At 64.5% G+C, this 24374-nt stretch carries 23 protein-coding genes and 1 tRNA gene; 11 read left to right on the plus strand and 13 right to left on the minus strand.

Features of this window, described 5'->3' with window-relative positions:
• Positions 1–283: 283 nt before the first annotated feature.
• From J4D28_RS27505 to J4D28_RS27515, 3 genes are read left to right on the plus strand one after another with little or no spacing between them, the layout of a single operon-like run.
• The gene (locus J4D28_RS27505; RefSeq protein ID WP_103331757.1) at positions 284–2296 is read left to right on the plus strand and encodes a ribonucleoside triphosphate reductase; all 2013 of its coding nucleotides are present in this window, start codon (positions 284–286) and stop codon (positions 2294–2296) included.
• A 32-nt stretch (positions 2297–2328) separates the two neighbouring features.
• Positions 2329–2496 (plus strand): anaerobic ribonucleoside-triphosphate reductase, encoded by a 168-nt coding sequence (gene nrdD / locus J4D28_RS27510; protein ID WP_103331758.1) that lies wholly within the window; start codon positions 2329–2331, stop codon positions 2494–2496.
• Complete coding sequence (locus tag J4D28_RS27515; protein ID WP_177477920.1) at positions 2493–3188, plus strand: anaerobic ribonucleoside-triphosphate reductase activating protein; 696 nt, start codon at positions 2493–2495, stop codon at positions 3186–3188. Before nrdD ends, J4D28_RS27515 begins: the two co-directional genes overlap by 4 nt.
• A 55-nt stretch (positions 3189–3243) precedes the next feature.
• Here J4D28_RS27515 and soxR read toward each other — a convergent pair whose 3' ends face one another.
• A complete protein-coding gene (soxR, locus tag J4D28_RS27520; protein WP_009049439.1) occupies positions 3244–3729 on the minus strand; it encodes a redox-sensitive transcriptional activator SoxR in 486 nt (161 codons plus the stop codon).
• A 95-nt stretch (positions 3730–3824) separates the two neighbouring features.
• Here soxR and J4D28_RS27525 point away from each other — a divergent pair, with 95 nt between their 5' ends.
• From J4D28_RS27525 to J4D28_RS27535, 3 genes are all read left to right on the plus strand, one after another.
• A complete protein-coding gene (locus tag J4D28_RS27525) occupies positions 3825–5021 on the plus strand; it encodes an efflux RND transporter periplasmic adaptor subunit (RefSeq protein ID WP_053269268.1) in 1197 nt (398 codons plus the stop codon).
• Between the two features lie 12 nt (positions 5022–5033).
• Complete coding sequence (locus tag J4D28_RS27530) at positions 5034–8177, plus strand: efflux RND transporter permease subunit (RefSeq protein WP_103331760.1); 3144 nt, start codon at positions 5034–5036, stop codon at positions 8175–8177.
• Between the two features lie 121 nt (positions 8178–8298).
• The gene (locus J4D28_RS27535) at positions 8299–8514 is read left to right on the plus strand and encodes a DUF3079 domain-containing protein (protein WP_009049436.1); all 216 of its coding nucleotides are present in this window, start codon (positions 8299–8301) and stop codon (positions 8512–8514) included.
• A gap of 146 nt (positions 8515–8660) precedes the next feature.
• Here J4D28_RS27535 and J4D28_RS27540 read toward each other — a convergent pair whose 3' ends face one another.
• The 6 genes from J4D28_RS27540 to J4D28_RS27565 form a co-directional block, all read right to left on the minus strand.
• On the minus strand, positions 8661–9494 hold the full coding sequence (locus J4D28_RS27540) for an enoyl-CoA hydratase/isomerase family protein (RefSeq protein WP_009049435.1): 834 nt from the start codon (positions 9492–9494) through the stop codon (positions 8661–8663).
• A 124-nt stretch (positions 9495–9618) separates the two neighbouring features.
• On the minus strand, positions 9619–10902 hold the full coding sequence (locus J4D28_RS27545; protein WP_103331761.1) for a cation:proton antiporter: 1284 nt from the start codon (positions 10900–10902) through the stop codon (positions 9619–9621).
• A 12-nt stretch (positions 10903–10914) separates the two neighbouring features.
• Positions 10915–11358, minus strand: a complete 444-nt coding sequence (locus tag J4D28_RS27550; RefSeq protein ID WP_016703260.1) for a thioesterase family protein — start codon at positions 11356–11358, stop codon at positions 10915–10917.
• Positions 11348–12136 (minus strand): glutathione S-transferase family protein, encoded by a 789-nt coding sequence (locus tag J4D28_RS27555; RefSeq protein WP_103331762.1) that lies wholly within the window; start codon positions 12134–12136, stop codon positions 11348–11350. Before J4D28_RS27555 ends, J4D28_RS27550 begins: the two co-directional genes overlap by 11 nt.
• Positions 12133–13077: a DMT family transporter gene (locus J4D28_RS27560; protein WP_103331763.1), complete on the minus strand. Its 945-nt coding sequence runs from the start codon at positions 13075–13077 to the stop codon at positions 12133–12135. The genes J4D28_RS27555 and J4D28_RS27560 overlap by 4 nt, the downstream gene beginning before the upstream one ends.
• A gap of 29 nt (positions 13078–13106) precedes the next feature.
• The gene (locus J4D28_RS27565; RefSeq protein ID WP_103331764.1) at positions 13107–14135 is read right to left on the minus strand and encodes a class 1 isoprenoid biosynthesis enzyme; all 1029 of its coding nucleotides are present in this window, start codon (positions 14133–14135) and stop codon (positions 13107–13109) included.
• A 276-nt stretch (positions 14136–14411) separates the two neighbouring features.
• Between J4D28_RS27565 and J4D28_RS27570 the strand changes: the two genes are divergently transcribed.
• The gene (locus tag J4D28_RS27570) at positions 14412–14972 is read left to right on the plus strand and encodes a TetR/AcrR family transcriptional regulator (protein ID WP_223815595.1); all 561 of its coding nucleotides are present in this window, start codon (positions 14412–14414) and stop codon (positions 14970–14972) included.
• Between the two features lie 13 nt (positions 14973–14985).
• Here the strand turns inward: J4D28_RS27570 and J4D28_RS27575 are convergent, their stop codons facing one another.
• Positions 14986–15909, minus strand: coding sequence for a LysR family transcriptional regulator (locus J4D28_RS27575; RefSeq protein WP_103331765.1), 924 nt, complete (start codon positions 15907–15909; stop codon positions 14986–14988).
• Positions 15910–16003: 94 nt separating this feature from the next.
• On the opposite strand from J4D28_RS27575, the gene J4D28_RS27580 reads away from it, so the two are divergent.
• Positions 16004–16399: a heme-binding protein gene (locus J4D28_RS27580; protein WP_016703264.1), complete on the plus strand. Its 396-nt coding sequence runs from the start codon at positions 16004–16006 to the stop codon at positions 16397–16399.
• Between the two features lie 35 nt (positions 16400–16434).
• Positions 16435–17214, plus strand: coding sequence for an SDR family oxidoreductase (locus J4D28_RS27585; protein ID WP_041990212.1), 780 nt, complete (start codon positions 16435–16437; stop codon positions 17212–17214).
• A gap of 59 nt (positions 17215–17273) precedes the next feature.
• On the opposite strand, the gene J4D28_RS27590 is transcribed toward J4D28_RS27585, so the two are convergent.
• Positions 17274–18050 (minus strand): NAD(P)H-dependent oxidoreductase, encoded by a 777-nt coding sequence (locus J4D28_RS27590; protein ID WP_103331766.1) that lies wholly within the window; start codon positions 18048–18050, stop codon positions 17274–17276.
• Between the two features lie 85 nt (positions 18051–18135).
• On the opposite strand from J4D28_RS27590, the gene J4D28_RS27595 reads away from it, so the two are divergent.
• Positions 18136–19029, plus strand: a complete 894-nt coding sequence (locus J4D28_RS27595; RefSeq protein ID WP_103331767.1) for a LysR family transcriptional regulator — start codon at positions 18136–18138, stop codon at positions 19027–19029.
• Between the two features lie 6 nt (positions 19030–19035).
• On the opposite strand, the gene J4D28_RS27600 is transcribed toward J4D28_RS27595, so the two are convergent.
• Positions 19036–19974, minus strand: a complete 939-nt coding sequence (locus J4D28_RS27600) for a LysR family transcriptional regulator (protein WP_103331768.1) — start codon at positions 19972–19974, stop codon at positions 19036–19038.
• Between the two features lie 46 nt (positions 19975–20020).
• Entirely contained in the window at positions 20021–20995 is a 975-nt protein-coding gene (locus J4D28_RS27605; protein WP_103331769.1) for a quinone oxidoreductase, read from the minus strand.
• A gap of 452 nt (positions 20996–21447) precedes the next feature.
• Between J4D28_RS27605 and J4D28_RS27610 the strand changes: the two genes are divergently transcribed.
• A tRNA-Cys gene (locus J4D28_RS27610) sits at positions 21448–21521 on the plus strand.
• 401 nt (positions 21522–21922) lie between these two features.
• Here J4D28_RS27610 and J4D28_RS27615 read toward each other — a convergent pair.
• Together J4D28_RS27615 and J4D28_RS27620 are read right to left on the minus strand one after the other, a co-directional pair.
• A complete protein-coding gene (locus tag J4D28_RS27615) occupies positions 21923–22861 on the minus strand; it encodes a fimbrial protein (RefSeq protein WP_256587700.1) in 939 nt (312 codons plus the stop codon).
• A 384-nt stretch (positions 22862–23245) separates the two neighbouring features.
• Positions 23246–24172 (minus strand): fimbrial protein, encoded by a 927-nt coding sequence (locus tag J4D28_RS27620; protein ID WP_103331770.1) that lies wholly within the window; start codon positions 24170–24172, stop codon positions 23246–23248.
• Positions 24173–24374 lie beyond the last annotated feature (202 nt).

Raw genomic sequence — 24374 nt, forward strand, 5'->3', positions numbered from 1 at the left:
TGGCCTGTGGCGGCGGCCCACGGATCAATGCCTTCGTTCGGGCACGCCGAGCCTAGGCGAGGCGCCGAGTGGTGGGGCAAGAGCGTTTTGCTTACTTTTGCGCTTTTCAAAAGTGAGCCGCCGTAAGGGCGGAACCCTAAGTCGCCGTTACCAAAAAAATGGATATGCGCACGAACCAAAAAACTTGATCACGATCAATGGCAACCCAACCCACACTCCGTAACCTCACTGCATCTTGTGTTTTAAGAATCAAAAACATCTATATGTAGTATGCGGAGGTCAAATGCACAGCACGCTGATCAGGGTGGGCAACAACCGCCTGCACAAACGCGATGGCAGCCTGGTTGCCTTCGATGCGGACAAGATCCGCCAGGCGTTGATCGCCGCCGGCAAGGCCAGCGGCGAATACGCCGACGTCGAGGCCGAGGGTTTGCTCAAGGCGGTGCTGGCCCACCTTGAGGGGCATGCGCGGCTGCATGTGGAGCAGATCCAGGACCGGGTCGAGCGGGTACTGATGGACGCCGGGTTCTTCCTCGCCATGCGCGCCTACATCGTCTACCGCGAACGGCACGGGCGCCTGCGTCGCGACCGCAAGACCCTGGTCGAAGTGGCGGCCTCGATGAACGAATACCTCGACCGCGAGGACTGGCGGGTGCAGGCCAACGCCAACCAGGGTTATTCCCTGGGCGGGCTGGTGCTCAACGTGTCCGGCAAGGTCACCGCCAACTACTGGCTGGACGAGGTCTACAGCCAGGAGATCGGCCGCGCCCACCGCGAGGCGGACCTGCATATCCACGACCTCGACATGCTCGCCGGCTACTGTGCCGGCTGGTCGCTGCGCACGCTGTTGCATGAAGGCCTCAATGGCGTGCCGGGGCGGGTCGAGGCCGGGCCGCCCCGGCACCTGAGCAGCGCCCTGGGGCAGATGGTGAATTTCCTCGGCACCTTGCAGAACGAATGGGCCGGGGCCCAGGCCTTCAGTTCCTTCGACACCTATCTGGCGCCTTATGTGCGCAAGGACCGCCTGAGCTACCCGCAGGTGCGCCAGGCGATCCAGGAGTTCATCTACAACCTCAACGTGCCGTCGCGCTGGGGCACCCAGACGCCCTTTACCAACCTGACCTTCGACTGGGTCTGCCCGGAAGATCTGCGCGAGCAGGTCCCGGTGATCGGCGGCGAGGAAATGCCCTTTGCCTACGGCGAGCTGCAAACGGAAATGGACCTGCTCAACCGCGCCTATATCGAAGTGATGCAGGCCGGCGACGCCAAGGGCCGGGTGTTCACCTTTCCGATCCCGACCTACAACATCACCCATGATTTTCCCTGGGACAGCGAGAACGCCGACCGCCTGTTCGAGATGACCGCCCGCTACGGGTTGCCGTATTTCCAGAACTTCCTCAATTCGGACATGCAGCCCAACCAGGTGCGCTCCATGTGCTGCCGCCTGCAACTGGACGTGCGCGAGCTGCTCAAGCGCGGCGGCGGGCTGTTCGGCTCGGCGGAGCAGACCGGTTCCCTGGGCGTGGTGACGATCAACTGCGCGCGCCTGGGCCATGTGTTCAAGGGCAATACCAGCGGCCTGCTGCAACGTCTGGACGCGCTGATGGAGCTGGCGATGGAGAGCCTGGAGGTCAAGCGCAAGGTGATCCAGCACCATATGGACGCCGGCCTGTATCCCTACACCCAGCGTTACCTGGGCACGCTGCGCAATCACTTCTCGACCATCGGCCTCAACGGCCTGCACGAAATGCTGCGCAATTTCAGCGGCGACGAGCAGGGCATGCACACCGAGCAGGGCCGCCAGTTCGCCCTCAGGCTGCTGGACCATGTGCGTGCGACCCTGGTGCGCTTCCAGGAAGAAACCGGCCACCTCTACAACCTCGAGGCGACCCCGGCCGAAGGCACCACCTACCGTTTCGCCAAGGAAGACCTCAAGCGTTACCCCGGCATTCTCCAGGCCGGCAGCCGCGAGGCGCCGTACTACACCAACTCCTCGCAGTTGCCGGTGGGCCACACCGACGATCCGTTCGAGGCCCTGGAGCTGCAGGACGAACTGCAATGCAAATACACCGGCGGCACCGTGCTGCACCTGTACATGGCCGAGCGGATTTCCTCGACCGCGGCTTGCAAGCAGCTGGTGCGCAAGGCCCTGGGACGCTTCCGCCTGCCGTACCTGACGGTGACCCCGACCTTTTCCATCTGCCCGGTGCATGGCTACCTCGACGGCGAACACGAGTTCTGCCCCAAGTGCGACGAAGCCCTGCTGCAGGCCCAGGCCTCGGGCGCTGTGCACTGACCTGTCTTCCCCCAACCGCAAGGAGTTCCACCATGACCCCACAGCACACACTGCCCCAGGCGCAACGCCAGCGCTGCGAAGTCTGGACCCGGGTGATGGGTTATCACCGTCCGGTCTCGGCGTTCAACCCGGGTAAACAGTCCGAGCACCGAGAGCGCGTGCACTTCACCGAACAGGCGACCGCGGCAGGGCGCCAATGAGCCGAAAGATGCGGGTCGGGGGCATGGTGCCCCTGACCACTCTCGACTACCCGGGCCTGCTCGCCTGCGTGCTGTTCTGCCAGGGCTGCGCCTGGCGTTGCCGCTACTGCCACAACCCGCAACTGATCCCGCCGCGCGGCAGCGAGGAGCTGGACTGGTGCCGGGTCCTGAGCTTCCTGCAACGCCGCCAGGACCTGCTGGACGCGGTGGTGTTCAGTGGCGGCGAGCCGACCCTGCAGGACGGTTTGCCGGGGGCGATGGAGGAAGTGCGCGCCATGGGCTTTCGCATCGGCCTGCACAGCGCTGGCATCAAGCCGGCGGCCTTTGCCCGGGCGGTGGCCGGCGCCGACTGGGTCGGCTTCGACGTCAAGGCCCTGGCCGAAGACGCGCCGATGCTCACCGGTGTCCCGGGCAGCGGCAAGGCCAACTGGCGCAGCCTGGAGCTGTTGCTGGCCAGCGGCGTCGACTACGAATGCCGCACCACCGTGCACTGGCACCTGTTGCAGCCGGCGCGCCTGCTGCTCCTCGGCCAGCGCCTGCAAGCCCTGGGGGTCAAGCGCTTCGCCGTGCAGATGGTGCGCACCGCACGCATGCTCGACCCGCAACTGCCGAGCACCCCGCAACAGGTGCTGGTGCCGGACCTGTGGCAACACCTGCGCGAGATGTTCCCGGTGTTTGTGTTGAGGGGGTAGGGGCAGGGCATTCAGGTATATCGGTCGCCGCCCAGGGGGGCAGGCGACCCTGTGATCAATCCGCCTCCTGCCCAGCGGCGATAACAATCTTCTGGTCCCCCAGCCAGCGCCGGGCGCCGCAGCCGTTGCGCGAGTAGATGTCCTCGGGGTTGTTGAGCCCGCAGTGTTCCAGCGACATGCAGCCGCAGCCTATGCATTCCTCCAGGTTCATGTTCAGCCGTTCCAGTTCGGCGATGCGTTGCTGCACCCGGGTTTTCCAGGTGGCGGTCAGGCGTCGCCAGTCCGCGCCCGCTGGCGCGGTGTTGATGGGCAGGCCGGTCAGTTGCTGGATGATTTCGTCGAGGGAGAAACCGATGCGCTGGGCGAACACGATGTAGGCGATCCGCCTGAGGACCGAGCGCGGGTAGCGGCGGTGGCCGCTGCCGACGCGGAGCGAGTGGAGCAGCCCGCGGGACTCGTAGAAACGCAGCGCCGAGGCCATGACGCCGCTGCGTCGGGCGACTTCGGTGATGGTCAGCAGCGGCTCGCTTGATTTGTTCATGGGTCCTCCGAAGGGGCTTTACTTAAAGTTAGCTTTAACTTTTATATTCCGCCTGCCTATAAATCAACAGTGCAGTGACAGCGGAGTCCACTTTCATGAATCGAATTCGCCGGGTGCTCGGTCGAAGCAGTTCTTCAACCCATCGACTCGGAGCGCTGTGCCTCCTGTTGGCGCTGGGCGGCTGTAACGAGAAGGGCGAGCCGGTCGCCGCCGCGGCGCCGGTGGTCGAGGTGACGACCGTGAGCGTGCAGGCGGTGCGTGAGTGGGACCTGTTCAATGGCCGCATCAGCGCGATCGATGCCGTCGACCTGCGGCCGCGGGTCAGCGGTTATGTCGACCGGGTGGCGTTCCGCGAGGGCGACGAGGTGGAAAAGGGCCAGACCCTGTTCGTCATCGACCCGCGCCCGTACCGCGAGGCGCTGGCCAGTGCCCAGGCCCGGCTGGCCCGGGCTCGCGCCACGGTGCGCCTGGCCACCGAGCAGGACCGCCGCGGCCAGGCGCTGGTCAAGCAGTCGGCGCTGTCGCGGGAGGAGGGCGACATTCGCAGCGCCTCCCTGGCCCAGGGCGTGGCGGATGTCAACGCGGCCGTCGCCGAGGTGGCCACGGCCCAGCTCAACCTCGACTTCACCCAGGTCCGCGCGCCGTTTTCCGGGCGCGTCGGGCGGGCCATGCTGACCCTCGGCAACCTGGCCCAGGCCGACCAGAGCATATTGACCAGCATCGTTTCCCAGGACCCGATGTACGTCTATTTCGACGCCGACGAGCAGAGCCTGCTGCGCTACACCGAGCTGCTGGGCAAGGGCCAGCGCCCGGGGGTGAGCAATACCGTGCGGGTCGGTCTTGCCAACGATGTCGGGACCTTTCCCCTGACCGGCACCGTGGACTTCCTGGATAACCAGGTCGACCCGGCCACCGGCACCATCCGCGTGCGCGCGGTGCTGCCCAACCCCGAGCGCCGGCTGACCGCGGGCCTGTTCGCCCGGGTGCGCCTTGAAGGCGGCAGCGAGACCCGCGCCGTGCTGATCGACGACCGCGCGGTGCAAACCGACCAGGACCGCAAATACGTGTACGTCATCGGCCCGCAAAACCAGGCCCTGCGCAAGGACGTCACCCTCGGTCGCCAGCTGGATGGCCTGCGGGTGATCAGCGCCGGGCTGGCGGCCGGCGACCGGGTGGTGCTGAACGGGGCGCAGAAGATCTTCTACCCGGGCATGGCGGTGGAGCCCAAGGAAATCGCCGCGCCGACGCAGCAGGCCTCGACCGCCGCGCCCCAGACGCCAGTGGCGAAATAAGGGAGAGCGGCCATGGATTTTTCCAAATTCTTCATCGACCGACCGATCTTCGCCATCGTCCTGTCGATCATCATTTTCGCCCTTGGCCTGATCGCCATCCCGGTGCTGCCGTCGGGGGAATACCCCGAGGTGGTGCCGACCAGCGTGGTGGTGCGCGCCACCTACCCGGGGGCGAACCCCAAGGAGATCGCCGAGTCGGTCGCCGTGCCCCTGGAAGAGGCGATCAACGGCGTCGAAGGGATCATGTACATGAAGTCGGTCGCCGGCTCCAACGGCAGCCTGGCGGTGAGCATCACCTTCGTCCCCGGTGTCGATCCGGACACCGCCGCGGTGCGCGTGCAGAACCGCGTGAGCCAGGCGCTGTCGCGGCTGCCGGAGGAGGTGCGGCAGTATGGCGTGACCACCCAGAAACAATCGCCGACGCCGCTGATGTACGTCAGCCTGCTGTCCCCGGACAACAGCTACGACTCGCTGTACCTGCGCAACTACCTGACCCTGCACGTCAAGGACGAGCTGTCGCGGCTGTCCGGGATCGGCGATGTCGGGGTCTACGGTTCGGGCGACTACGCGATGCGCATCTGGATGGACCCCAACAGCCTGTCTGCCCGCGGCCTCACCGCGGCCGATGTGGTGAACGCGATCCGCGAGCAGAACGTGCAGGTCTCGGCCGGCCAGCTGGGGGCCGAGCCTTCGCCGCAAGGCGCCGATTTCCTGGTGTCGATCAGCGTGCGCGGGCGTTTGCGCAGCGAGCAGGAGTTTGCCGATATCGTCCTCAAGAGCGGGGCGGACGGGCAGTTGGTGAAGCTGTCGGACGTGGCCCGGGTCGAGCTCGGCGCGGGCGACTACACCCTGCGCGCGCGCCTGGATGACCGTAACCAGGCAACGGTGGGGATTTTCCTCTCGCCGGGGGCCAACGCCTTGCAGGTCGCCGAGGCGGTCTACGGCAAGCTCGACGAGTTGTCCCAGCGTTTCCCCGAAGGCGTGGCCTACAAGGCGGTGTGGGACCCGACGGTGTTCGTCCGCGAATCCATCAGCGCGGTGCAGCACACCCTGATGGAGGCGGTGGTGCTGGTGGTGCTGGTGGTGATCCTGTTCCTGCAGACCTGGCGCGCCTCGATCATCCCGCTGATCGCGGTGCCGGTGTCGGTGATCGGCACCTTTGCCTGGCTGTATTTGCTGGGGTATTCGATCAACACCCTGACCCTGTTCGGCCTGGTGCTGGCCATCGGTATCGTGGTCGACGACGCGATTGTGGTGGTGGAGAACGTCGAGCGTTTCATCGAGAAGGGCTACGACCCGCGGGAGGCCGCGCACCGGGCGATGAAGGAGGTGTCCGGGCCGATCATCGCCATCGCCCTGGTGCTCTGTGCGGTGTTCATTCCCATGGCCTTTCTCTCCGGCGTCACCGGCCAGTTCTACAAGCAGTTCGCGGTGACCATCGCGATTTCCACGGTGATCTCGGCGATCAACTCCCTGACCCTGTCGCCGGCCCTGGCGGCCAAGCTGTTCAGGCCCCACGGCGCGCCGCAGGACTGGCTGGAGCGCGGCATCCAGAAGGTCTTCGGGGGCTTTTTCCGCGCCTTCAACCGGATGTTCAAGCGCCGCTCCGACGGTTATCACGGCCTGGTGTCCTACTCTCTGGGGCGGCGCGGCTCGGTGTTCTTCCTCTACGCCTTGCTGCTGATCGGCACGGCCTGGCTGTTCAACCTGGTGCCGGGCGGTTTTATCCCGACCCAGGACAAGCTCTACCTGTTCGCCGGTGCCAAGCTGCCGGAAGGCGCGTCCCTGGCCCGCACCGATGCGGTGACCAGCGAGCTGATCGAGACGGCACTCTCGGTGGAGGGCGTGGATACCGTGCCGGCCTTCAGCGGCCTGAACGCCTTGCAGTCGGTCAACACGCCGAACGTCATGGCCGCCTACGTGATCCTCAAGCCGTTCGACCAGCGCCAGCGCGGCGCGGTGGAGATCAGTGCCGAACTCAACGCCAAGCTGTCCCAGGTCCACGAAGGGTTTGCCTATGCGCTGTTGCCGCCGCCGATCCAGGGGCTGGGCAACGGTTCGGGCTATTCGCTGTACCTCGAAGACCGCGCCGGCCTCGGCTACGGCGCCTTGCAGAATGCCTTGAGCGCCTTCCAGGCCGCGGTGGCGCAGACCCCGGGCATGACTTACCCGGTCAGTTCCTACCAGGCCAACATCCCGCAGCTGGAGGTGCAGGTGGACCGGGTCAAGGTCAAGGCGCAAGGGGTGTCGTTGAGCGATGTGTTCAATACCTTGCAGACCTACCTGGGCTCGGTCTACGTCAATGACTTCAACCTGTTCGGCCGGGTCTACCGGGTCATGGCCCAGGCCGACAGCTCCTACCGGCAGACCGCCGAGGACATCGCCAACCTGCGGGTGCGCAACGACCGGGGCGAGATGGTGCCGCTCGGCGCGATGATCACCGTGACGCCCAGCTACGGCCCCGATCCGGTGGTGCGCTACAACGGCTACCCGGCCGCCGACCTGATCGGCGACTCCGATCCCAAGCAGCTGTCGTCGGGCCAGGTGATCGCCAAGCTGGAAGAAATCGCCGCCCGGGTATTGCCCCGCGGCATCACCCTGGAATGGACCGACCTGAGCTACCAGCAGGTCACCCAAAGCCACGCCGCGGCGGTGGTGTTCCCGCTGGCGGTGATGCTGGTGTTCCTGGTCCTCGCGGCCCTGTACGAGAGCTGGACGCTGCCCCTGGCGGTGATCCTGATCGTGCCGGTGTGCATGCTCGCGGCCTTGTCGGGGGTGTGGCTCAGCGGCGGCGACAACAATGTCTTCGTCCAGGTGGGACTGGTGGTGCTGATGGGGCTGGCCTGCAAGAACGCGATCCTGATCGTCGAGTTCGCCCGGGAGCTGGAGCTCCAGGGCAAGGGCATCATCGAGGCAGCGCTGGAGGCCTGCCGTTTGCGCCTGCGGCCGATCGTCATGACCTCGGTGGCGTTTATCGCCGGTTCCGTACCGCTGCTGATCGGCAGTGGCGCGGGCAGCGAGATTCGCCGCGCCACCGGGGTCGCGGTGTTCTCCGGCATGCTCGGGGTGACCCTGTTCGGCCTGTTCCTGACCCCGGTGTTCTACGTCGCCTTGCGCAAGCTGGCGGTGCGCTACGCGCCGGCGGTCACGGCGTAGCAGGCAGACCGGGGTGCAGAGGCGGGCGCCCCGGGCCTGTCATTCTTGACCCCGATCAAGGGCATTTCCCCGCGGGCGTCGTAGCCTGGGAATCACTCCCACCCGCGATCCGGGGAACGCCATGGCCAAGAATTTTCCCATCAGCCCCAAGCACCCCGAACGCATCTGCTGGGGTTGCGACCGCTACTGCGCGGCCAATGCCCTGGCCTGCGGCAATGGCTCGGACCGCACCATGCACCCCGCCGAGATGCTCGGCGACGACTGGTACCTGCACGGCGACTGGGGCATCGAGCCGCCGATCGTGTCGGACAAGGCGCTGGACGAGGAGCGGTCCTGAGCCGGGAGCGCGGTTTTTCCCAGAATCCCTGGTCAAGGGATTGCCCCTACAGCGTCACAACGCTGTTCTTGGTTGAACCTGTGAAGCCGTATTGGTTTGCGCTGTTTGAAGCCGGTGCGTGAACTACAGCGGTAACGCCGTAGCCCTCAATCCCTGGTCAACCCCGGTGTCTGGGGCGGCACGTCGCCGCGCAGGTCCGGGTGGTCGCGTTCGCGGAAGCGGCGCAGTCCTTCCTGGGTTTCCGGTTGATGGATGGAGCGGTTGAAGCACTCGGCTTCGATGCGCAGGCCCTCGGCCAGGGGCTGGCCGTAGCCGCGGATGAGTGCTTCCTTGTCCGAGCGCATGGCGGGCTGGGGCAGGGTGCAGAGCAGGTGCGCCAGTTCCAGCGCGCGCTCCAGCGAGCGGCCCTTGGCGACGACCTCGTTGACCAGGCCGATAGCCAGCGCCTCGCTGGCGCAGATGACCTTGCCGGTGAGGATCAGCTCCAGCGCCCGGCCCATGCCGACGATGCGTGGCAGGCGCTGGGTGCCGCCATCGCCCAGGCCGATGTTCCAGCGGCGGCAGGTCACGCCGAAGGTGGCGTGTTCCTCGGCGATGCGCATATCGGCGAAGCAGGCCCACTCCAGGCCGCCGGCGTAGGCCACGCCGTTCACCGCGGCGATCACCGGTTTGTAGATATCCGTCCAGCGGCTCGGACCGATGATCCCGGGGCGCTCGCCGCGGTTGTGCGCGGCGATCTCGTCCGCGGTGGTGGGCACCAGATCGAGCGCCGCCTTGAGGTCGCCGCCGGCACAGAAGGCCTGGTCGCCAGCGCCGGTGATGATGGCCACGAGGGCGTGCGGATCGTCGCGAAAACGGCTCCAGGCCTCGATCAGTTCCAGGTGGGTGGTGGGGCCGATGCAATTGCGTTTCTGCGGCCGGTTGAAGCGGATGATCCTGATCGGTCCCTGGGTTTCGTAGTCGATTTCGGTGAAGACCATGGCCGCCGCACCTCCTGTGGTTGGCGAGGAATGTCCGGTACCCGGCCAGGCTTTCGGGCGCAGGCAAGGCACAACCTGCGAGTGTAGCTCCCGGGTTTTTCCGGCCTTCCCGGTCTCTCGATGGTTACCGATCGGAAGTCTGCAGCGCGCCTTTCGCCAGGGCGGATGGAAGGACCTCGGTCCTGGCCAGGCGCCGGAGCAGCGGGGTGGTCATCAGGGTGGTGGCGATGGCCACCATCAGCAACAGGAAGAACGCGCTCTGGGAGATCAGCCCCATGTCCAGGCCCACGGAGAGCACGATGATCTCGATCAGGCCACGGGTGTTCATCAACACCGCGACGCTGCGCGAGACCTCCACGGACAGGCCGGCCAGGCGTCCGGCGAGGTAGCAGCCGGCGGTTTTGCCCAGCACCGCGGCGACGAAGAAGGCCAGCAGCCACAGCCAGCTGTCGAGCGGTGCCAGGGCGCCGAGGTCCATCTTCAGTCCGGTGGCGGCGAAGTAGAAGGGCACCAGCCCGATGTTGACGAAGCCTTCCATATGGCGGTGCCAGTGCTGGCGCTGCTCGCGCAGCAGCCAGCCGGCGATCAGCCCGCCCAGGGCGCTGTGCAGGCCGATCAGGGTGGTGATCCAGCCGAACAGCAGGGCGGTCGCCAGCATCAGCGCCATGCTCATGTCGGCGGCGGGGGCCGCGCCGCGGGTCGCGAGCAGCCGTGTCAGGGCGTGCAGCAGCGGGCGCAGGCCCCAGCGGGCGAGGACGAGGAACAGGGCGATAAAGGCCAGCTGGCGCAACACCCCGAACAGCGAGCTGTCGCTGCTGGACAGCGCGATGATGAGGGTCAGCAGCACCCAGCCAATGATGTCGGTGATGGCGGCGGCCGCGATGCCCACCGTCCCGGCCAGCGAGTGCTCCAGCCCGAGGTCGCTGATGATTCGCACCAGCACCGGCAGGGCGGTGATCGACAGTGCGATGCCGCAGAACAGCACGTAGCCGAGCCGGGGCTGGGCGGGCGCCAGGGCGCCGTGGGAGAGCAGCCCGACCATGGCCCCGAGGGCGAAGGCCAGGATCACCCCGCCGGCGGCCACCGAGAGGGCGCTGAAACCGATCTTCTGGTTGCTCAAGTGACTGTTGTCGAAACGCAGGCCGATCTGGAACATCAGCAGGACCAGGCCGATATTGCCCAGGGTCTCGATGCCCAGGCGGATGGCCGCCGGGAAGACCGCCGCATGCCACTGCGCGCCGAGGGCCAGCAGCAGGCAGGGGCCGAGCAGGATGCCCACGCAGATTTCGCCGATCACCCGCGACTGCCCCCAGCGGGCCAGCAGCGCGCCACACAGCTGGCTGGCGACGATGATCACCGCCAGCTGGAAAAACGGCAGGGCCGAGAACAGTTGCTGTAGCGTCGACATGGCGTCCTCCGCCTATTTCACCGCGAACGAGTCCGCGGTCGTGGTCAGGGCGCTCAAGCGGCGCCGTGCCTCTTCGCCAAAGGGTTTCGAGCGCCGGCTCTGGGCATCGATCTGCACGATCACGGTGGTGGCCAGGGCCGCGCAGCGTCCGTCCTGGAACAGCGCCTGCTCCAGGGTCATCGAGCTTTTGCCGAGGGTGGCGACCCGGGTGCCGATCTGCACCGTGCCGGGCCAGCGCAGTTCGGCGCGCAGGTCGAGTTCCAGGCGCGCGATGACAAATTCGCTGCCGGGTTCGGCGAGCGGTGCGTGCGGGTCGTAGATGATCTCCACCCGCCCGGTTTCCAGGAAGGTGGCGAACACCGCGTTGTTCACATGGCCCTGGCGGTCGGTGTCGGCATAGCGGATCTTGTCCGAGGAACGGACGGCGAAGTCGTGCAGGGCGGGGTCATTGGACATGGCGTGCTCCAGTCTCGAGAGGGGTGGCCAGGGTGGCCGCGCGCGCCAGCCCGCCAAAGGCGTCCAGCAGGCGTTCGCGCCAGGCATGCAGGGCGTCGTTGGGCGCCAGCAGTTCTTCGCCACTGGTGCAGCGCGCCCACATGAACATGCCGAACACACAATAGTCGGCATAGGCCGGGGCCTCGCCGGCCAGGAAGGGCTGGCCCTTGAGGGTCTGGCGAAGCGGGGTCAGGACCTGGCGCAACTGCTCCAGGTGCCTGGCTTGCGGGGCTACCAGCTGTTCCAGCGAGGTGCCGAAATGCGCTTCCCGGGAGCTGCGGAAATACTCCCGGTCCTCGTCGGCCAGTTGTTCGTAGACATCCAGCAGGATCACCCGGGCCACGGCGGGCAGCAGCATGCTGTCGGCCCAACGGTTGACGAAGGCCGACAGCGCGACGGCGTCGCGGCCACCGAACAGCGACGGGCGCTCGGGGTAACGCTGCTCCAGGTGCAGGGCGATGCGCCAGGAGTCGCTGATGCTCTGGTCGCCGTCCACCAGCACCGGGACCGCGCCCTGCCGGGAAAAGGCGATGCGCGCTTTGTCGCTGAAGCGCCAGGCGATGCGCTGGCTTTCCAGGCCTTTGTGGGCCAGGGCCATGCGGGTTTTCCAGCAGTGCGGGCTGAAGCGCAGGTCCGGGTCGGCGCCGGCCAGTTCGTAGAGGGTCAGGGATGCGCTGCTCATGCTTGGTTTTCCTTTGCTATGGACAGTGGTTGCGCTCCGCTCATGCAGGTCGCTCATGGCGTGGGCCCTGGTGGCCTGGGTGTCGGCTGGCCGATGGCGCCCGGCAGCGGGCGCGGGCGTTGCGGCAGCAGGGTCAGGAGCATGCCGGCGGTCACCACCAGCAAGCCGGCGATGGCAGTGCTGTTGGCGCGCTCACCGAGCAACAGGGCGGCCAGCACCATGGCCGTGCCCGGCACCAGCGCGGCGAAGGTGGAACCGAGCGAAGCGCCGAGCAGCTGGACCGAGCGGCTGTAGAAGAACAACGCCACCGTCGACACCAGCAGGCCCTGGTAGACCACCTGGATGCCGATATCCCAGAGCGGCGCCTGGAGGATCCGCAGTCCGCGGCTGGCCAGGTAGGCCGGCAGGTACAGGACCATCGAGCACACCGAGACGATCGCCGTGGCGTGCAGCGCGTCGCTGCCGGACCATTTCGACACCAGGGTGTAGATCGCCCACAACAGGCCGCCGAGCAGGAACATCAGGTAGGCGTAGGGCGAGGCCTGGGCCCCGGCGAAACTGTGCCAGCCGGCCAGCAGCACGCCGCCGATGATCAGCGCGGTGCCGGCGTTCGCCCGGGCGCCGAGGCGGGTGCCGAACAGCCGTGCGCTGATCAGGATCGACAACAGGATCATGCTGCCGGGGGTCACCACCGCGAACAGTTCCACCGGGGCCAGGGCCAGCCCCTGGGCCACCACCAGCATGTACGGCGCGCCGATGCCGACGACCATCAGGCCGATGCTTGTCCAGCTCAGGCCCCGGCGGCCATGGCGGAGCAGGTACGGCAACAGGATCAGCCCGGAAACGCCGTAGCGGATGCAGGTGATGTCGTAGGCATCCAGCGGCGTGCGGGTCAGCCCCAGCCGGGTGACCACCGGGAACGCGCCCCAGATCAAGGCCGCGGCGAGGCCGCACAGAATGCCGGCCCAACGCTGTTCGGGACTGACGGTGAGCGTCATGAGCGGGTCCTCGCTGCGGCGCCTGGGGGCTAGCGGTGGCCGATCTTCACCGAGCCGGCGTTACCGCGCTTGCGCAGGTAGGCGTACTCGAGGTCGTTGAGCAGCATCTGCGCCCGGTTGATGTGGCGCGAGGCGTAGTTGAGGCTGGTGAGGAAGTGCGCCAGCTCCTCGGTCTCGGCGAAGCTGCCGTTGTCATGGGCGACCTTGGAGAGGTCCAGGTTGCGGCGGTTCTCCAGCTTGTCCAGGTAGTCGATGTCGATCACCCGGAACGCCGCGCCGATGCTCAGGCCACGGGCATTGAGCACCTTGTGCCATTCGAAGGGCGGGTTGATCAGCACGTCGCCCGGCTCGACATAGACGGTGTCGGCCTCGTAGTCGCCGCCCGGCGCTTCGCGGCCGCTGCTGGTTTCGAACATCAGGTCGTAGTCGCGGAACTGGTCGCCCAGCTGCGGTGGGCGGGTGCTCCACTTCTTGGTGCCGGCGATCATCACGAAGATGTTGAGGGTGGGGAAAATGTGCCAGTCGCTGCCCACCGCGCCGCGGGCCGGCTCGCCGTATTCCTGGGTGCTGTAGCCGAGGAACATGTGGCCGGTGACTTTCCAGGCCTCGATGTTGAACCAGGGTTTGCTGAAGACGTGCTGCTTGACCAGGTTGAAGGCGTCCTTGCCCCACTCGTAGGGGTCGTTGTAGCTCGAGGAAATCGTGCCCAGGTGCGAGTAGACGTCGAGGTTATGGGTGAAGATGTCGTCGAGGAATTCCTGCCCGGTGCCGACGCGGCCGGTGACGTAGTTGTAGTCCGAGGCGCCGTTCTCGTCGCGCATCGACACCGGCTGGTCGCCGGACTTGACCCGCCATTGCAGGTTTTTCCCTGAGCCGACCTGATCGAAGAACGCCCGTTGCGCGAACTCCTCGCCGATGGGCGCGAGTTTGCGTAGCAGGGCGGGTTTGGTGAACCCCTCGGTGAAGCGCTCGACCTTGTCGCGGGTGAGCTCGCCCTTGTGCTCGGCGGGCTCGATGACATTGATGTAGCCATACTGGATACGACTGTTCGAAACCATTTCGTAGACTCCTTTTTCCTGACGTAAAAAGAGAAAACCGCTCGCGCCCACGCCCGCTGTTAGCGGGCGTGGCTGCGCAGGTGAAGCCGACTTCCTTGCGTGGCGCGCAGCGGAAGTCGTGGACCAGTACATCAAGCATGCTTACCGCACAGCACCTATCGGGTATGATTGACAGGTGTGTCAAAGATCGCAGTGTTGGTATCTTTGACAAGGTTGTCAACAATTATGTGAGCAGTGATTTTTATGGCGGGTGTCAGGCAGTTTGACGAAGAAAAGGTGTTGTCGGCGGTCCTTGATGTGTTCTGGCGCAAGGGCTGGCAGTCCACCTCCATGGCCGACCTGGCCGAGGCGGCCGAGGTCCAGCGCGGCTCGCTGTACCACGCCTATGGCGGTAAGGAGGCGTTGTTCCTGCTGGCGTTCGAAGCCTACGCCACGCGCTTTTTGGGCAACGCCGCCAAGGCCCTCGAGGCCGCGGACGCCGAGACCGCGCTGCGGCAGTTTTTCCAGGTGGCGATCAGCAACATGACCAGCGGCACGCCAGCCAAAGGTTGCCTGACCACCAAGACGGCCACCGACGCCGACACCATCGGCCCACGCATCCAGCAACGCTTGCGCGACCTGTTGGACGCCCTGCAACTGACCATCAGCACCGCGTTGTCGGCCGAGCCGATCCAGGGCGACCTGGCCCTGGCGCCGGATGAAGTGGCGCAGGTCATGGTCACCTTCACCCGCGGGCTGGCGGTGATGGAACGCATCTACCAGGAACCGGAACGTTTGCGCACGACTGCCGATTCCCTGGTGCGGCTGCTGGTGCCGAGCGTCCGGGCGCGGGCCTAGGCCTTACGGTGGTTTACCGGACGTCGCGCCCGAGCGACTGCTTCCAGTCCCGCAACACCTCGATCAGGGCGCGCAGCTTGGGTGGGACGTGCCGGCGGTTGGCGTAGTACAGCCACATGGCCGGCAGCGGCTGGCAGGTGCCGGGCAGGACTTCCACCAGCTGGCCGCTGGCGAGGTCGGCGGCGATCCGTTCGCGAATGAACACATGGGCAATACCGACGCCGGCGCGGGCGGCTTCGATCACCGCCTGGGTGTCGGTGCTGATGAAGCGCCCGGGCACATCCAGCTTCACCTCGTGCTGGCCGTCGTGCAGCTGCCATTTGTGCATCTGCCCGCTGCTGGGAAAACGAAAACGCACACAGGAATGCTGGTGCAGCTCGTTGATGCTGCGCGGCGCCGGGTGGCGCGCCAGGTACCGCGGGCTGGCCACCAGGGCGCATTGCAGCGGCGGGGTGATCTGCACCGCGTGCATGCCCGGGTGCAGGGCGTCGGCCAGGCGGATGCCGGCGTCGAGCTGCTCCTTGACGATGTCCACCAGTTGATCTTCGTAGCGTATTTCCAGGGTGACCCTGGGGTAGCGCTGGAAGAAGTCCTCGAGCAGCGGGGCGACGATCAGGTGCTTGGCCATGTGCAAGGCACTGATGCGCAGATGCCCCGACGGCTCGCCCTGGGTTTCCCCCAACTCGTCCCGGGCCTGCAGCAGGCTGCGGTAGCCGGCTTCGCTGCCTTCGTGAAAACGCTGGCCGCTTTCCGTCAGGCTGACGCCGCGGGTGGTGCGGTGGAACAGCCTGGTCTGCAGTTCGCTTTCCAGCTGGGTGATGGCCAGGCTCACGGCCGCCGGGGTCACGCCCAGCACGGCGGCGGCGCGGGTGAAGTTGCCGGTCTCGACCACCGCCATGAAGAGGTGCAGCCCGGCCAGTGGATCGCGTCGGCTCATTGTTAGAAATACTTAATAGTGTTGTAGGGAGAATGCGGATTCTCTTAAAGCTACGAGCTTCATAGACTCTTTTCAACCGCAAAGGAGTCCTGCCATGCACTGGCCCGTCACCCTCAAACCCGCCCGACAGATGCTCGACAAGGGCATCGCCAAAGCCATGCAGATGCAGCTTTCAGTGTGCATCGCCATCGTCGATCAAGGCAGCAACCTGCTGGCGTTCGTGCGCATGGACGACGCCGTGCCGGGGGCGATCGACCTGGCCCAGCGCAAGGCCCGGACTTCGGCGCTGTTTCGTACCGCCAGCGCCGAACTCGGCGCCTTGTCCGGGCCGGGGCAGTCGTTGTGGTCGATCGAGCAGAGTAATGGAGGCTTGACCAGCTTTGCCGGCGGCCTGCCCATCGTCGATCAGGCGGGGCGCTGCCTGGGCGCCATCGGCGTCTCCGGTGGCACCGCGGTTGAAGACGAAATCATCGCCCGGGCTTGCCTCTGAGCCCTGGTCTGCGACATTTTCCTGGAGAACCCAAAATGAGCAAAAAACGTATTCTGGTCACTGGCGCCGGTTCGGGCTTTGGTCGCGCGGTGGCGCTGCGCCTGGCTGCCAACGGGCATGAAGTGATCGCCGGGGTGCAGATCACCCCGCAGGTCACCGAACTGCGCGAACTCGCCGCCAGCCTCGACCTCAAACTGCGGGTGGAGAAGCTCGACATCACCTCGGCCCGCGACCGCGCCTATGCCTGGCAATGGGAGATCGACGTGCTGCTGAACAACGCCGGCGATGCCGAGACCGGCGCCATCGCGGAAATCCCCGTGGATATCCTGCGCACTCAGTTCGAGACCAACGTGTTCGCCAACCTGGAACTGACCCAGGGCTTCGTGCGGCAGATGGTCGAGCGGCGCAAGGGCAAGATCGTCTTCGTCTCGTCGATCGCCGGCCTGCTCACCGGACCCTTCACCGGCGCCTACTGCGCCTCCAAGCACGCCCTGGAATCCATCGCCGAGGCCCTGCACATGGAGCTGGCGGAGTTCGGCGTCCAGGTCGCGACCATCAACCCCGGGCCCTATTCCACCGGCTTCAACGACCGGATGATGGAGACCTGGAAAAGCTGGTACGACCCGCAGAAGCACTTCACCGATCACTCCGGGCTGAAGTTCCCCTTCGAGCAATACGACCCCGAGGAAATGGTGGCGAAGATGGTCGAGGTGGTAGAGGGCGACGGCGGGCCGTTCCGCAACCTGCTGCCGGCGCACTTCGTCGACATCGTCAAGCAGGACCAGCAGGATGCCTGGACGCGCCAGCAGTCGTAGGTGAGTCGGCCCTGCATCTCGACAGCCGGCCGGTACGCGTATGGCAGTGAGCTCACTACCTACATCAGGTGGGCGGCGAAGCCTTGCTGGTCGGCGGCGATCTCCGGGTGCAGGGTGAGTTCGGGGATCCGGTAGGCACCGGCGTTCTGTGGGCGGAAGGCGATGGGTGCGGTCTGTTGCAGTTGGTCGAGGCGCTGTCCGAGCTGGTCGCAGATCGCCGCGAAGCGCGCCTCGTCGATGCGCCCGGTGCGGTAGACCACGAACGGCGGCAGCACGTCGAAACCGGGGTAATAGAGGATGCCGTGGTGGATCGGGAACAACAGGTCGTCCATCGGCCCGTTGATGCCCCGCGGGCCATAGTGCGATTCCCAGCCGCCGGCGCTGACGATCAGCATCGCCCGCTTGCCGGCCAGGGTGCCTTCGCCGTAGCGATCGCCCCAGCGCGCGTCCGAATGCTCGCCCACGCCATAGGCGAAACCGTAGGCGTAGACCCGTTCCACCCAGCCCTTGAGAATCGCCGGCATGGAGAACCACCACAGGGGAAATTGCAGCAGCACGGTGTCGGCCCAGAGCAGTTTTTCCTGCTCGCGGGCGATGTCCGCCGATTGCAGGCCTTCTTCGAACGCGCGCTTGGAGTCCAGGGACGGATCGAAGCGGCTGTTGTCCGGCCGGCCCAGGCTGTCGTCGGCATCCAGCGGCGCCTTCCAGTTCATCGCATACAGGTCCGAGACCTGGACCGCGTGGCCGGCGGCCTGCAGGCGCTTGATCGTGAAGTCCTTGAGCGAGCCGTTCAAGGAGCGGGGTTCGGGGTGGGCATACACCAGCAGTACATTCATCACAGGGTCTCCAATGTCGGGAGACAGCAGGATCGGTCGTCGCCAGGTATATTGGAAATGAATATCCAATATCCCAGGTATTGTCGTGAATAATTTAAGGCGCTTGGACATCAACCTGCTGCTGACCCTGGATGTGCTGCTCGCGGAGCACAACGTGACCCGCGCGGCGCAACGCCTGAACCTGTCGCAACCCTCGGTCAGCGTGCATTTGGCCAAGCTGCGGGAGATCTTCGGCGACCCGTTGTTGCTGCCGGGGCCGCGGGGCATGCGGCCCACCGTCAGGGCCGACGAATTGCGCGAGCCGTTGCGCCGGGCGCTGGAAGCACTGGAGCTGGCGGTGTCGCCGGCCAGCCCGTTCGACCCGGGCGCGGCGGCCAATACCTGGAGCGTGTCGGCGTCCGACTACGGCGAGTCGACGGTGATCCTCCCGGCGCTGGCCGGCTTGCGCACGGCGGCCCCCGGCACCCGGCTGGCGGTGCTCGAACTGGAGCCCGGACGCCTGGTCCGGCAGGCCGAGCAGGGCCGCATCGACCTGGCCCTGCACACCAGCGAGGACTCACCCCCCGGGCTGCGCCGCCGGGTGCTGTTCAGCGAACGTTATGTGCTGGTGGGCCGCGCGGGCCATCCACGGCTGCAACGACGCCCGAGCCTGGCGCAGTTCGGCAAGCTGGAGCACGTTGTGGTGTCGCCCGATGGCGGCGGTTTTCACGGCGTCACCGACAGCGCGCTGGGCGAAGTGGGCCTGACCCGCCGGGTGGTGCTGTCGGTGCCGCACTTCCTGTTTGTCCTCTCGGCGCTGGCGAGCTCCGACCTGGTGGCGATGCTGCCGGCGCGCCTGGTGCGCGACAACCCGGCGCTGAAGGTGGTCGAGCCGCCGCTGGAAGTCCCGGGTTATGAAATGGCCATGCTCTGGCACGAGCGCTGCCACCGCGACCCGGCCCACCAATGGCTGCGGGAGTTCATCGTCGCTTCGCTGTGAACGCTGCTACGCCTCGTCCCTGGCCGGCGTTTCCCACGGCGCGCCCTGGGCAAAAAACGCCTCGATCCACTGCTTGAAGGCCTGGGTGGTGGCGCTGCTGAAGCGCGCGGAGGGGCGCAGCAGGTAGATTCCCGAGTCGCTGTCCAGCTGCCACTGCGGCAGCACCCGGACCAGGTGCCCGGACTCCAGGTCCTGGTGCATCAGCCAGTCGCCGCCGGCGAGGATGCCGACGCCGGCCCGGGCGGCGGACAACAGCGCCTCGTTGTCATTGCTGTGCAGGGTGCCGTGGATGCGCACGGTTTCCAGCTGGCCCTGGCGGGTCAGGCGCCAGTCGGGGTAGGAGCGCAGGCCGGTAAAGCCCAGGCAGTTGTGGCTGGCAAGGTCGGCAGGCACCTGCGGTTCGCCATGGCGTTGCAGGTAGGCGGGTGCGGCGCAGAGGATGCGCCGGTGCGCACAGAGATTGCGGGCCACCAGTTGGCTGTCGGCCAGCTCGCCGATGCGGATCGCCGCGTCGAAACCTTCGCCGACTATGTCGACGAAGCGGTCCGAATACTCGGTCTCCAGCACCACCCCGGGATGGGCCAGGGCGAACTGGGCGAGGATCGGGCTGAGCCAGCGCCGGCCCATGGCGGCCGGCAGGGCCAGGCGCAGGCGCCCACGGATCTGCGCAGCGCCCTGGGAAGCTTCGTGTTCGGCTTCGCTGATCAGGCTCGCCGCCTGCCGCAGGCGTTCGACCAGGCGCGCGCCTTCGTCGGTGAAGCGCAATTGCCGGGTGGTGCGCTGCACCAGGCGAATGCCCAGGCGGCTTTCCAGGGCCGCCAGGCGCTTGGACAGCACCGAAGGGTGGCGCTGCAAGGCGCGGCCGGCGGCGGCGAAAGAACCATGCTCGAAGAGCGCCATCAGGGTGGCGAGTTCATCGGCCTGTCGACTGTCGAACAGATCCATGTGCCTGGGGTGCCTCACTATGCGGCCAGAAGGGAAGGAAACGGCCTCAAGGTATCAATACGATGGCTCCTTGCGCGCGTCCGTCGTGCAGATCGGCGTGGGCCTGGGCCACCTCGGCCAGGGGATAACGCTGCCAGATCCGCGGCTGGATGATACCCGCGGCGAAGGCGTCCAGCACATCGGCGGCGCGCGCCTGGTACTCGCTGGCACTGGCGGTGTGGGCGGCGAGGGACGGGCGGGTGAGGAACAGCGAACCTTTGGCGTTGAGCGTGCCGACCTGCACCGCGTCCGGAGCACCTGACGTCGCGCCGAAGGACACCAGCAGGCCGCGCGGGCGCAGGCTGTCGAGGGAGGCTTCGAAGGACACCCGGCCGATCGGGTCGTACACCACATCGACCTTGTGTCCTTGGGTAATCTCGACGACCTGTTGGGCGAGGGTCGCGGCATCGAACACCAGCACTTCGTCGCAGCCGGCGGCCCGGGCCCGCTCGACGCTTTGCGCCTTGGACACCACGCCAATCACTGTGGCCCCCAGATGCTTGGCCCAAGGCACCATCAATTGCCCAAGAGCCCCGGCTGCGCCATAGATCAGCACCCGGGTGCCAGGCCCGACGGGGTAGGTGGACTTGAGCAGGTACTGGGAGGTGATGCCCTTGAACAGCAGCGCCGCGGCGGCGTCCGAGCCCAGCTGCGGCGGCAGCTTGACCAGGCGCTCGGCGGGGTACAGGCGGGCGCTGGCATAGGCGCCGAGGGGCCCGGTGGCATAGGCGACGCGGTCGCCCACCTGGACCTGGGTGACCCCGGGACCGATCGCCTTGACCAGCCCCGCGCCTTCCAGCCCGAGCCCGCAGGGCAGGGCAACCGGCACGGCGCCGCTGCGCTGGCTGAGGTCCAGCGGATTGACGCCGATGGCCGTCTGCTCCAGCCAGACCTCGCCGGCACCGGGCGCCTGGGCTTGCACCTGCTCGAACTGCAGGACCTGGGGGGCGCCGACTTGGTGAAGTTGTACGCGGGTGACCATGCTCGATCTCCTTGGAAACTTGGGATGGGAACATGAGGATAGGGTCGTGCTGCGGGGTCAACAATCAGGCCGTTTGCATTTGACTGCTGCATCAAATGCAGTAGTTGAGGGCCTTCGGAAGTCGCCCGCGGCAGGTTCACCGATGTTTTGTGGATTCAGAAGGGACAGGGAAAGGATGGCGAGGCTGGAAAGTATCCTCGGGCCCGATGAGGATTAGCGGAGAACGGGACAACCGGGCCTGTCGCGGCCTGAAGTAAAGACTGGTGCTAAAGCATTGAATTATTTCACTTCCGTTCTTGACATGCCCTGCGAACAAGTCCAGAATTGCGTCCATTCCTGATTCAGGAACGCGAAAAACCCCTTAGAATTCAAAGGGTTGGAAGGTAGATTAAGTTCAGGCTTCCAGCTTGGAGTTGTATACCTTTGATGCGGTTGTAAGGCATCGAAAGTTTGGCCGAGTAGCAAAATGGTTATGCAGCGGATTGCAAATCCGCCTACGCCGGTTCGATTCCGACCTCGGCCTCCAAACTGAAAACCCCGTAGATCAATGGTCTACGGGGTTTTTTATTGGCTGGAAAAAACATCGTTGGCGCCTTTTTCGGAATCGTTTCCGTGCTCATTCTCAAGCCGCTCAGATTGGTGATCGGGGGCCCTGCAAGGCTTTGTGCTCAAGCAACACCTTGGTGAAGAGGCCGACCCCGTCTGCTGCTACCGGGTGTTTGCTGATGTTGGCGACCGGTCGCGCGTTGCCGCAGGCTGATAAAAGAGCGGCGGAATTGATGAGCGGCGCATGGTCGATCCTGAATAGCGGGGCTGGCGTGCGAGTGGGCCGGCAGCATTTTATCGATTGGCATTTATCAATTCGAAGCCCTGGCCTCCCATGGCTGCGTCGCTTGGGGAATGTTGCGAGATTGCAGCCGTGAAGAATCACTGATAGTCCAGCAGAACGTTCAGTGCCCCGTTTACCGTTCCCGGTGTGGCCGTGACGCCAGTCCTTAGGTAGGACGCTTGCATGGGAATCGCATGCGAACCACCGGTTTCCTTTTTGTAACCGTCCACTTGTATCGAGGTCCCCATGGTTGCTGGCTGACCCTTGTCATCGGTGATCTGGATTTTCACACCACTGGCGGTTGAGCCGCCGGTAAGCGGTAACACACCCGGCGCATTTTCGATTACGCCGCCGACCGGCTCAAGCAGGTAGCCAATTCGGTTGTACCCTTTCGGGCAGTTGTTGACTTGAATCTGGAAATTCTTGGTACCGGCTGTCGAACCGACCTGGTCTAATTTGTTCAGCATTGTGCTGGGCAATTTGACGGTTTGACTTGGCACCGAGCAGGTGCCGGCGATCGGCGTAATTGTTCCAGTCATGTAGATATAGGTATCGCCGTATTTCGTAAAGATCTTGTAATAGGGCAGAGTCCCCGACCCGGCGCCTGCAAGCGAGCCACCTAAGTTTGGGTATTCATTACTGAGCAACTGCACCTCGATCGGTTGGGTGAACGAGGTCGCTGATGAAAATACGCTTCCATTGATCAGCAAGCGAGTCGATATGCCTGAAACGTTTGTTTTGATGATCGGTCCTGAGTGTGGAGCTCCACCAGCTGAATAATTAGTCACGCCTATGACGTAGCATCTCAGAGAGCCGCATACCTGCATTGGCGTGATGTAATGCCGGGCCAACACTTGCCCGCTGGCGGTGTTTTGCGGAATCGACAGTTGCTGTCCGAATGCGTACACATTGTACCTGTCCGCCTTAACGGATGGTGATGTGGCGATGGCCATGAATGCTACCGTGCATAGTCGCCGTGCGACGATAGTGCGCGTTATTTTCTTTGCTGTAAACTTCATTGGAAAGTGCTTTTTCATGATGTTTCCAGAGTGTTGAGAAAATGATGATTTGCCACTTTTTGCCAGATTATTTCTAAGCTTTTTGACTTGGTTTATTGATTCGCTTCAGGCTTCTTGGCTGAAAAAACAATATGATAATTTTATGAGAGTGACACGAACATCAGACCATTCTTAAATCTGCCAACGAATTTATCTACAGTTAATGGTTTGCCCTGAGTGAAGGTTTTTAGTGGGCCTTGATTTGTATTGATTGGTTTTTTATGTGTTTGATTTTAGTTTGCCGCTAAGTCAATGTTGAGTTGGGCTTCTAGCCTATATTCGAAAAATAACACCATGTGCTCGACTGGCGAAGCCTCCTGTCGTTGATTCGAAGGAGGCAAGCAGGATGGCGAGCGGAAAGGGTTACCGATAATCAATAAACACGTTCAATGCGCCATTTACCGTTCCCGGTGTAGTGACTGTGTCGGTTCTGATGTAGGACGCCTGCATCGGAATTGCAAATGAACCACCTGCCGCCTTTTTGTATCCATCGACCGTTATTGAAGTACCCAGGGTGGCTGGAGCGCCCTGGGCGTTTTCGACCCGGATCTTTATGCCGCTCGCGGTCGAACCGCCAGCCAGCGGCAACACCCCTGGCGAGTTCGCGATCACGCCGCCAACCGGGTCAAGGGTATAGCCAATCCGGTTATAGCCCTTGGGGCAGTTGTTGACCTGTATCTGGAAACTCTGGGCGCCGGCTGTCGAGCCGATGCTGTCCAGGCGTTGCAGCGCGGTTGTGGGTAGCTTTACCGTCTGGTTCGGTACCGAGCAGGTGCCATCGATAGGGGTGATGGTGCCCCTCAGGCTGATTTCCAATAACCCCCCCTCGTATGTTGAAAATTGGAAGTAGGATGGATTGGGGGAGGTGCCTGCAAGAGAGCCGCCCAGATTTTCTCGACCGTCGCTGAGCAACTGCACTTCGATGGGCTGGCTGAACTCGACCGATAACGATTGAGTTCCGTAGGCACTTCCATTGATCAACAAGCGAGTCGATATGCCCGAGACGTTCGTGGTGATTACTGCTGAGGTTGAGCTGTTGTCGCCACCTTTTGGGTAGGTGTCAAGTCTTGTGGCTCTGCACTTAGATTTGCCGCATACCTGCGACGGAGTAAAGTAATGTCGAGCCAGTATGGTGCCACTGGCCGTGTTCTTCGGGGTCGAAATATTCTGCCCAAATGCTGTTACAGCCGCTGCCTTCGCGGATGGTGATACGACGAGGGTCATAAGGACTATTACGCAAAGTTGTGGCGCGACGAACAGGGCACTGATTTTTTTTGCTGTGGTCTTCATTGCCTGTTTCTCTCTGATCGACCTTGAATGTAGTTTGTGGGTGAATCGTTTTTGCGCACCCTGGGCAGTGTGTAAGTCACTAACAAGTGGTACTCAGCCAATAACAAATGCTGGGTTAAGCAACCAACAAAGAGCTCTGATCTTTAACTATGCTCAGCTGGATATATCGCCTGAGTGTTGTACAGGCGCTCCGTCGTCATTA

The sequence above is a fragment of the Pseudomonas sp. GW531-T4 genome (genome assembly GCF_017349615.1).
GTDB classification, from domain to species: Bacteria; Pseudomonadota; Gammaproteobacteria; order Pseudomonadales; family Pseudomonadaceae; genus Aquipseudomonas; species Aquipseudomonas chlororaphis_I.

Coding starts and splice junctions, on each gene's coding strand:
- J4D28_RS27505 (WP_103331757.1), top strand. CDS start 284: ATGCACAGCACGCTGATCAGGGTGGGCAACAACCGCCTGCACAAACGC.
- nrdD (WP_103331758.1), top strand. CDS start 2,329: ATGACCCCACAGCACACACTGCCCCAGGCGCAACGCCAGCGCTGCGAA.
- J4D28_RS27515 (WP_177477920.1), top strand. CDS start 2,493: ATGAGCCGAAAGATGCGGGTCGGGGGCATGGTGCCCCTGACCACTCTC.
- soxR (WP_009049439.1), bottom strand. CDS start 3,729: ATGAACAAATCAAGCGAGCCGCTGCTGACCATCACCGAAGTCGCCCGA.
- J4D28_RS27525 (WP_053269268.1), top strand. CDS start 3,825: ATGAATCGAATTCGCCGGGTGCTCGGTCGAAGCAGTTCTTCAACCCAT.
- J4D28_RS27530 (WP_103331760.1), top strand. CDS start 5,034: ATGGATTTTTCCAAATTCTTCATCGACCGACCGATCTTCGCCATCGTC.
- J4D28_RS27535 (WP_009049436.1), top strand. CDS start 8,299: ATGGCCAAGAATTTTCCCATCAGCCCCAAGCACCCCGAACGCATCTGC.
- J4D28_RS27540 (WP_009049435.1), bottom strand. CDS start 9,494: ATGGTCTTCACCGAAATCGACTACGAAACCCAGGGACCGATCAGGATC.
- J4D28_RS27545 (WP_103331761.1), bottom strand. CDS start 10,902: ATGTCGACGCTACAGCAACTGTTCTCGGCCCTGCCGTTTTTCCAGCTG.
- J4D28_RS27550 (WP_016703260.1), bottom strand. CDS start 11,358: ATGTCCAATGACCCCGCCCTGCACGACTTCGCCGTCCGTTCCTCGGAC.
- J4D28_RS27555 (WP_103331762.1), bottom strand. CDS start 12,136: ATGAGCGACCTGCATGAGCGGAGCGCAACCACTGTCCATAGCAAAGGA.
- J4D28_RS27560 (WP_103331763.1), bottom strand. CDS start 13,077: ATGACGCTCACCGTCAGTCCCGAACAGCGTTGGGCCGGCATTCTGTGC.
- J4D28_RS27565 (WP_103331764.1), bottom strand. CDS start 14,135: ATGGTTTCGAACAGTCGTATCCAGTATGGCTACATCAATGTCATCGAG.
- J4D28_RS27575 (WP_103331765.1), bottom strand. CDS start 15,909: ATGAGCCGACGCGATCCACTGGCCGGGCTGCACCTCTTCATGGCGGTG.
- J4D28_RS27580 (WP_016703264.1), top strand. CDS start 16,004: ATGCACTGGCCCGTCACCCTCAAACCCGCCCGACAGATGCTCGACAAG.
- J4D28_RS27585 (WP_041990212.1), top strand. CDS start 16,435: ATGAGCAAAAAACGTATTCTGGTCACTGGCGCCGGTTCGGGCTTTGGT.
- J4D28_RS27590 (WP_103331766.1), bottom strand. CDS start 18,050: ATGAATGTACTGCTGGTGTATGCCCACCCCGAACCCCGCTCCTTGAAC.
- J4D28_RS27600 (WP_103331768.1), bottom strand. CDS start 19,974: ATGGATCTGTTCGACAGTCGACAGGCCGATGAACTCGCCACCCTGATG.
- J4D28_RS27605 (WP_103331769.1), bottom strand. CDS start 20,995: ATGGTCACCCGCGTACAACTTCACCAAGTCGGCGCCCCCCAGGTCCTG.
- J4D28_RS27615 (WP_256587700.1), bottom strand. CDS start 22,861: ATGAAAAAGCACTTTCCAATGAAGTTTACAGCAAAGAAAATAACGCGC.
- J4D28_RS27620 (WP_103331770.1), bottom strand. CDS start 24,172: ATGAAGACCACAGCAAAAAAAATCAGTGCCCTGTTCGTCGCGCCACAA.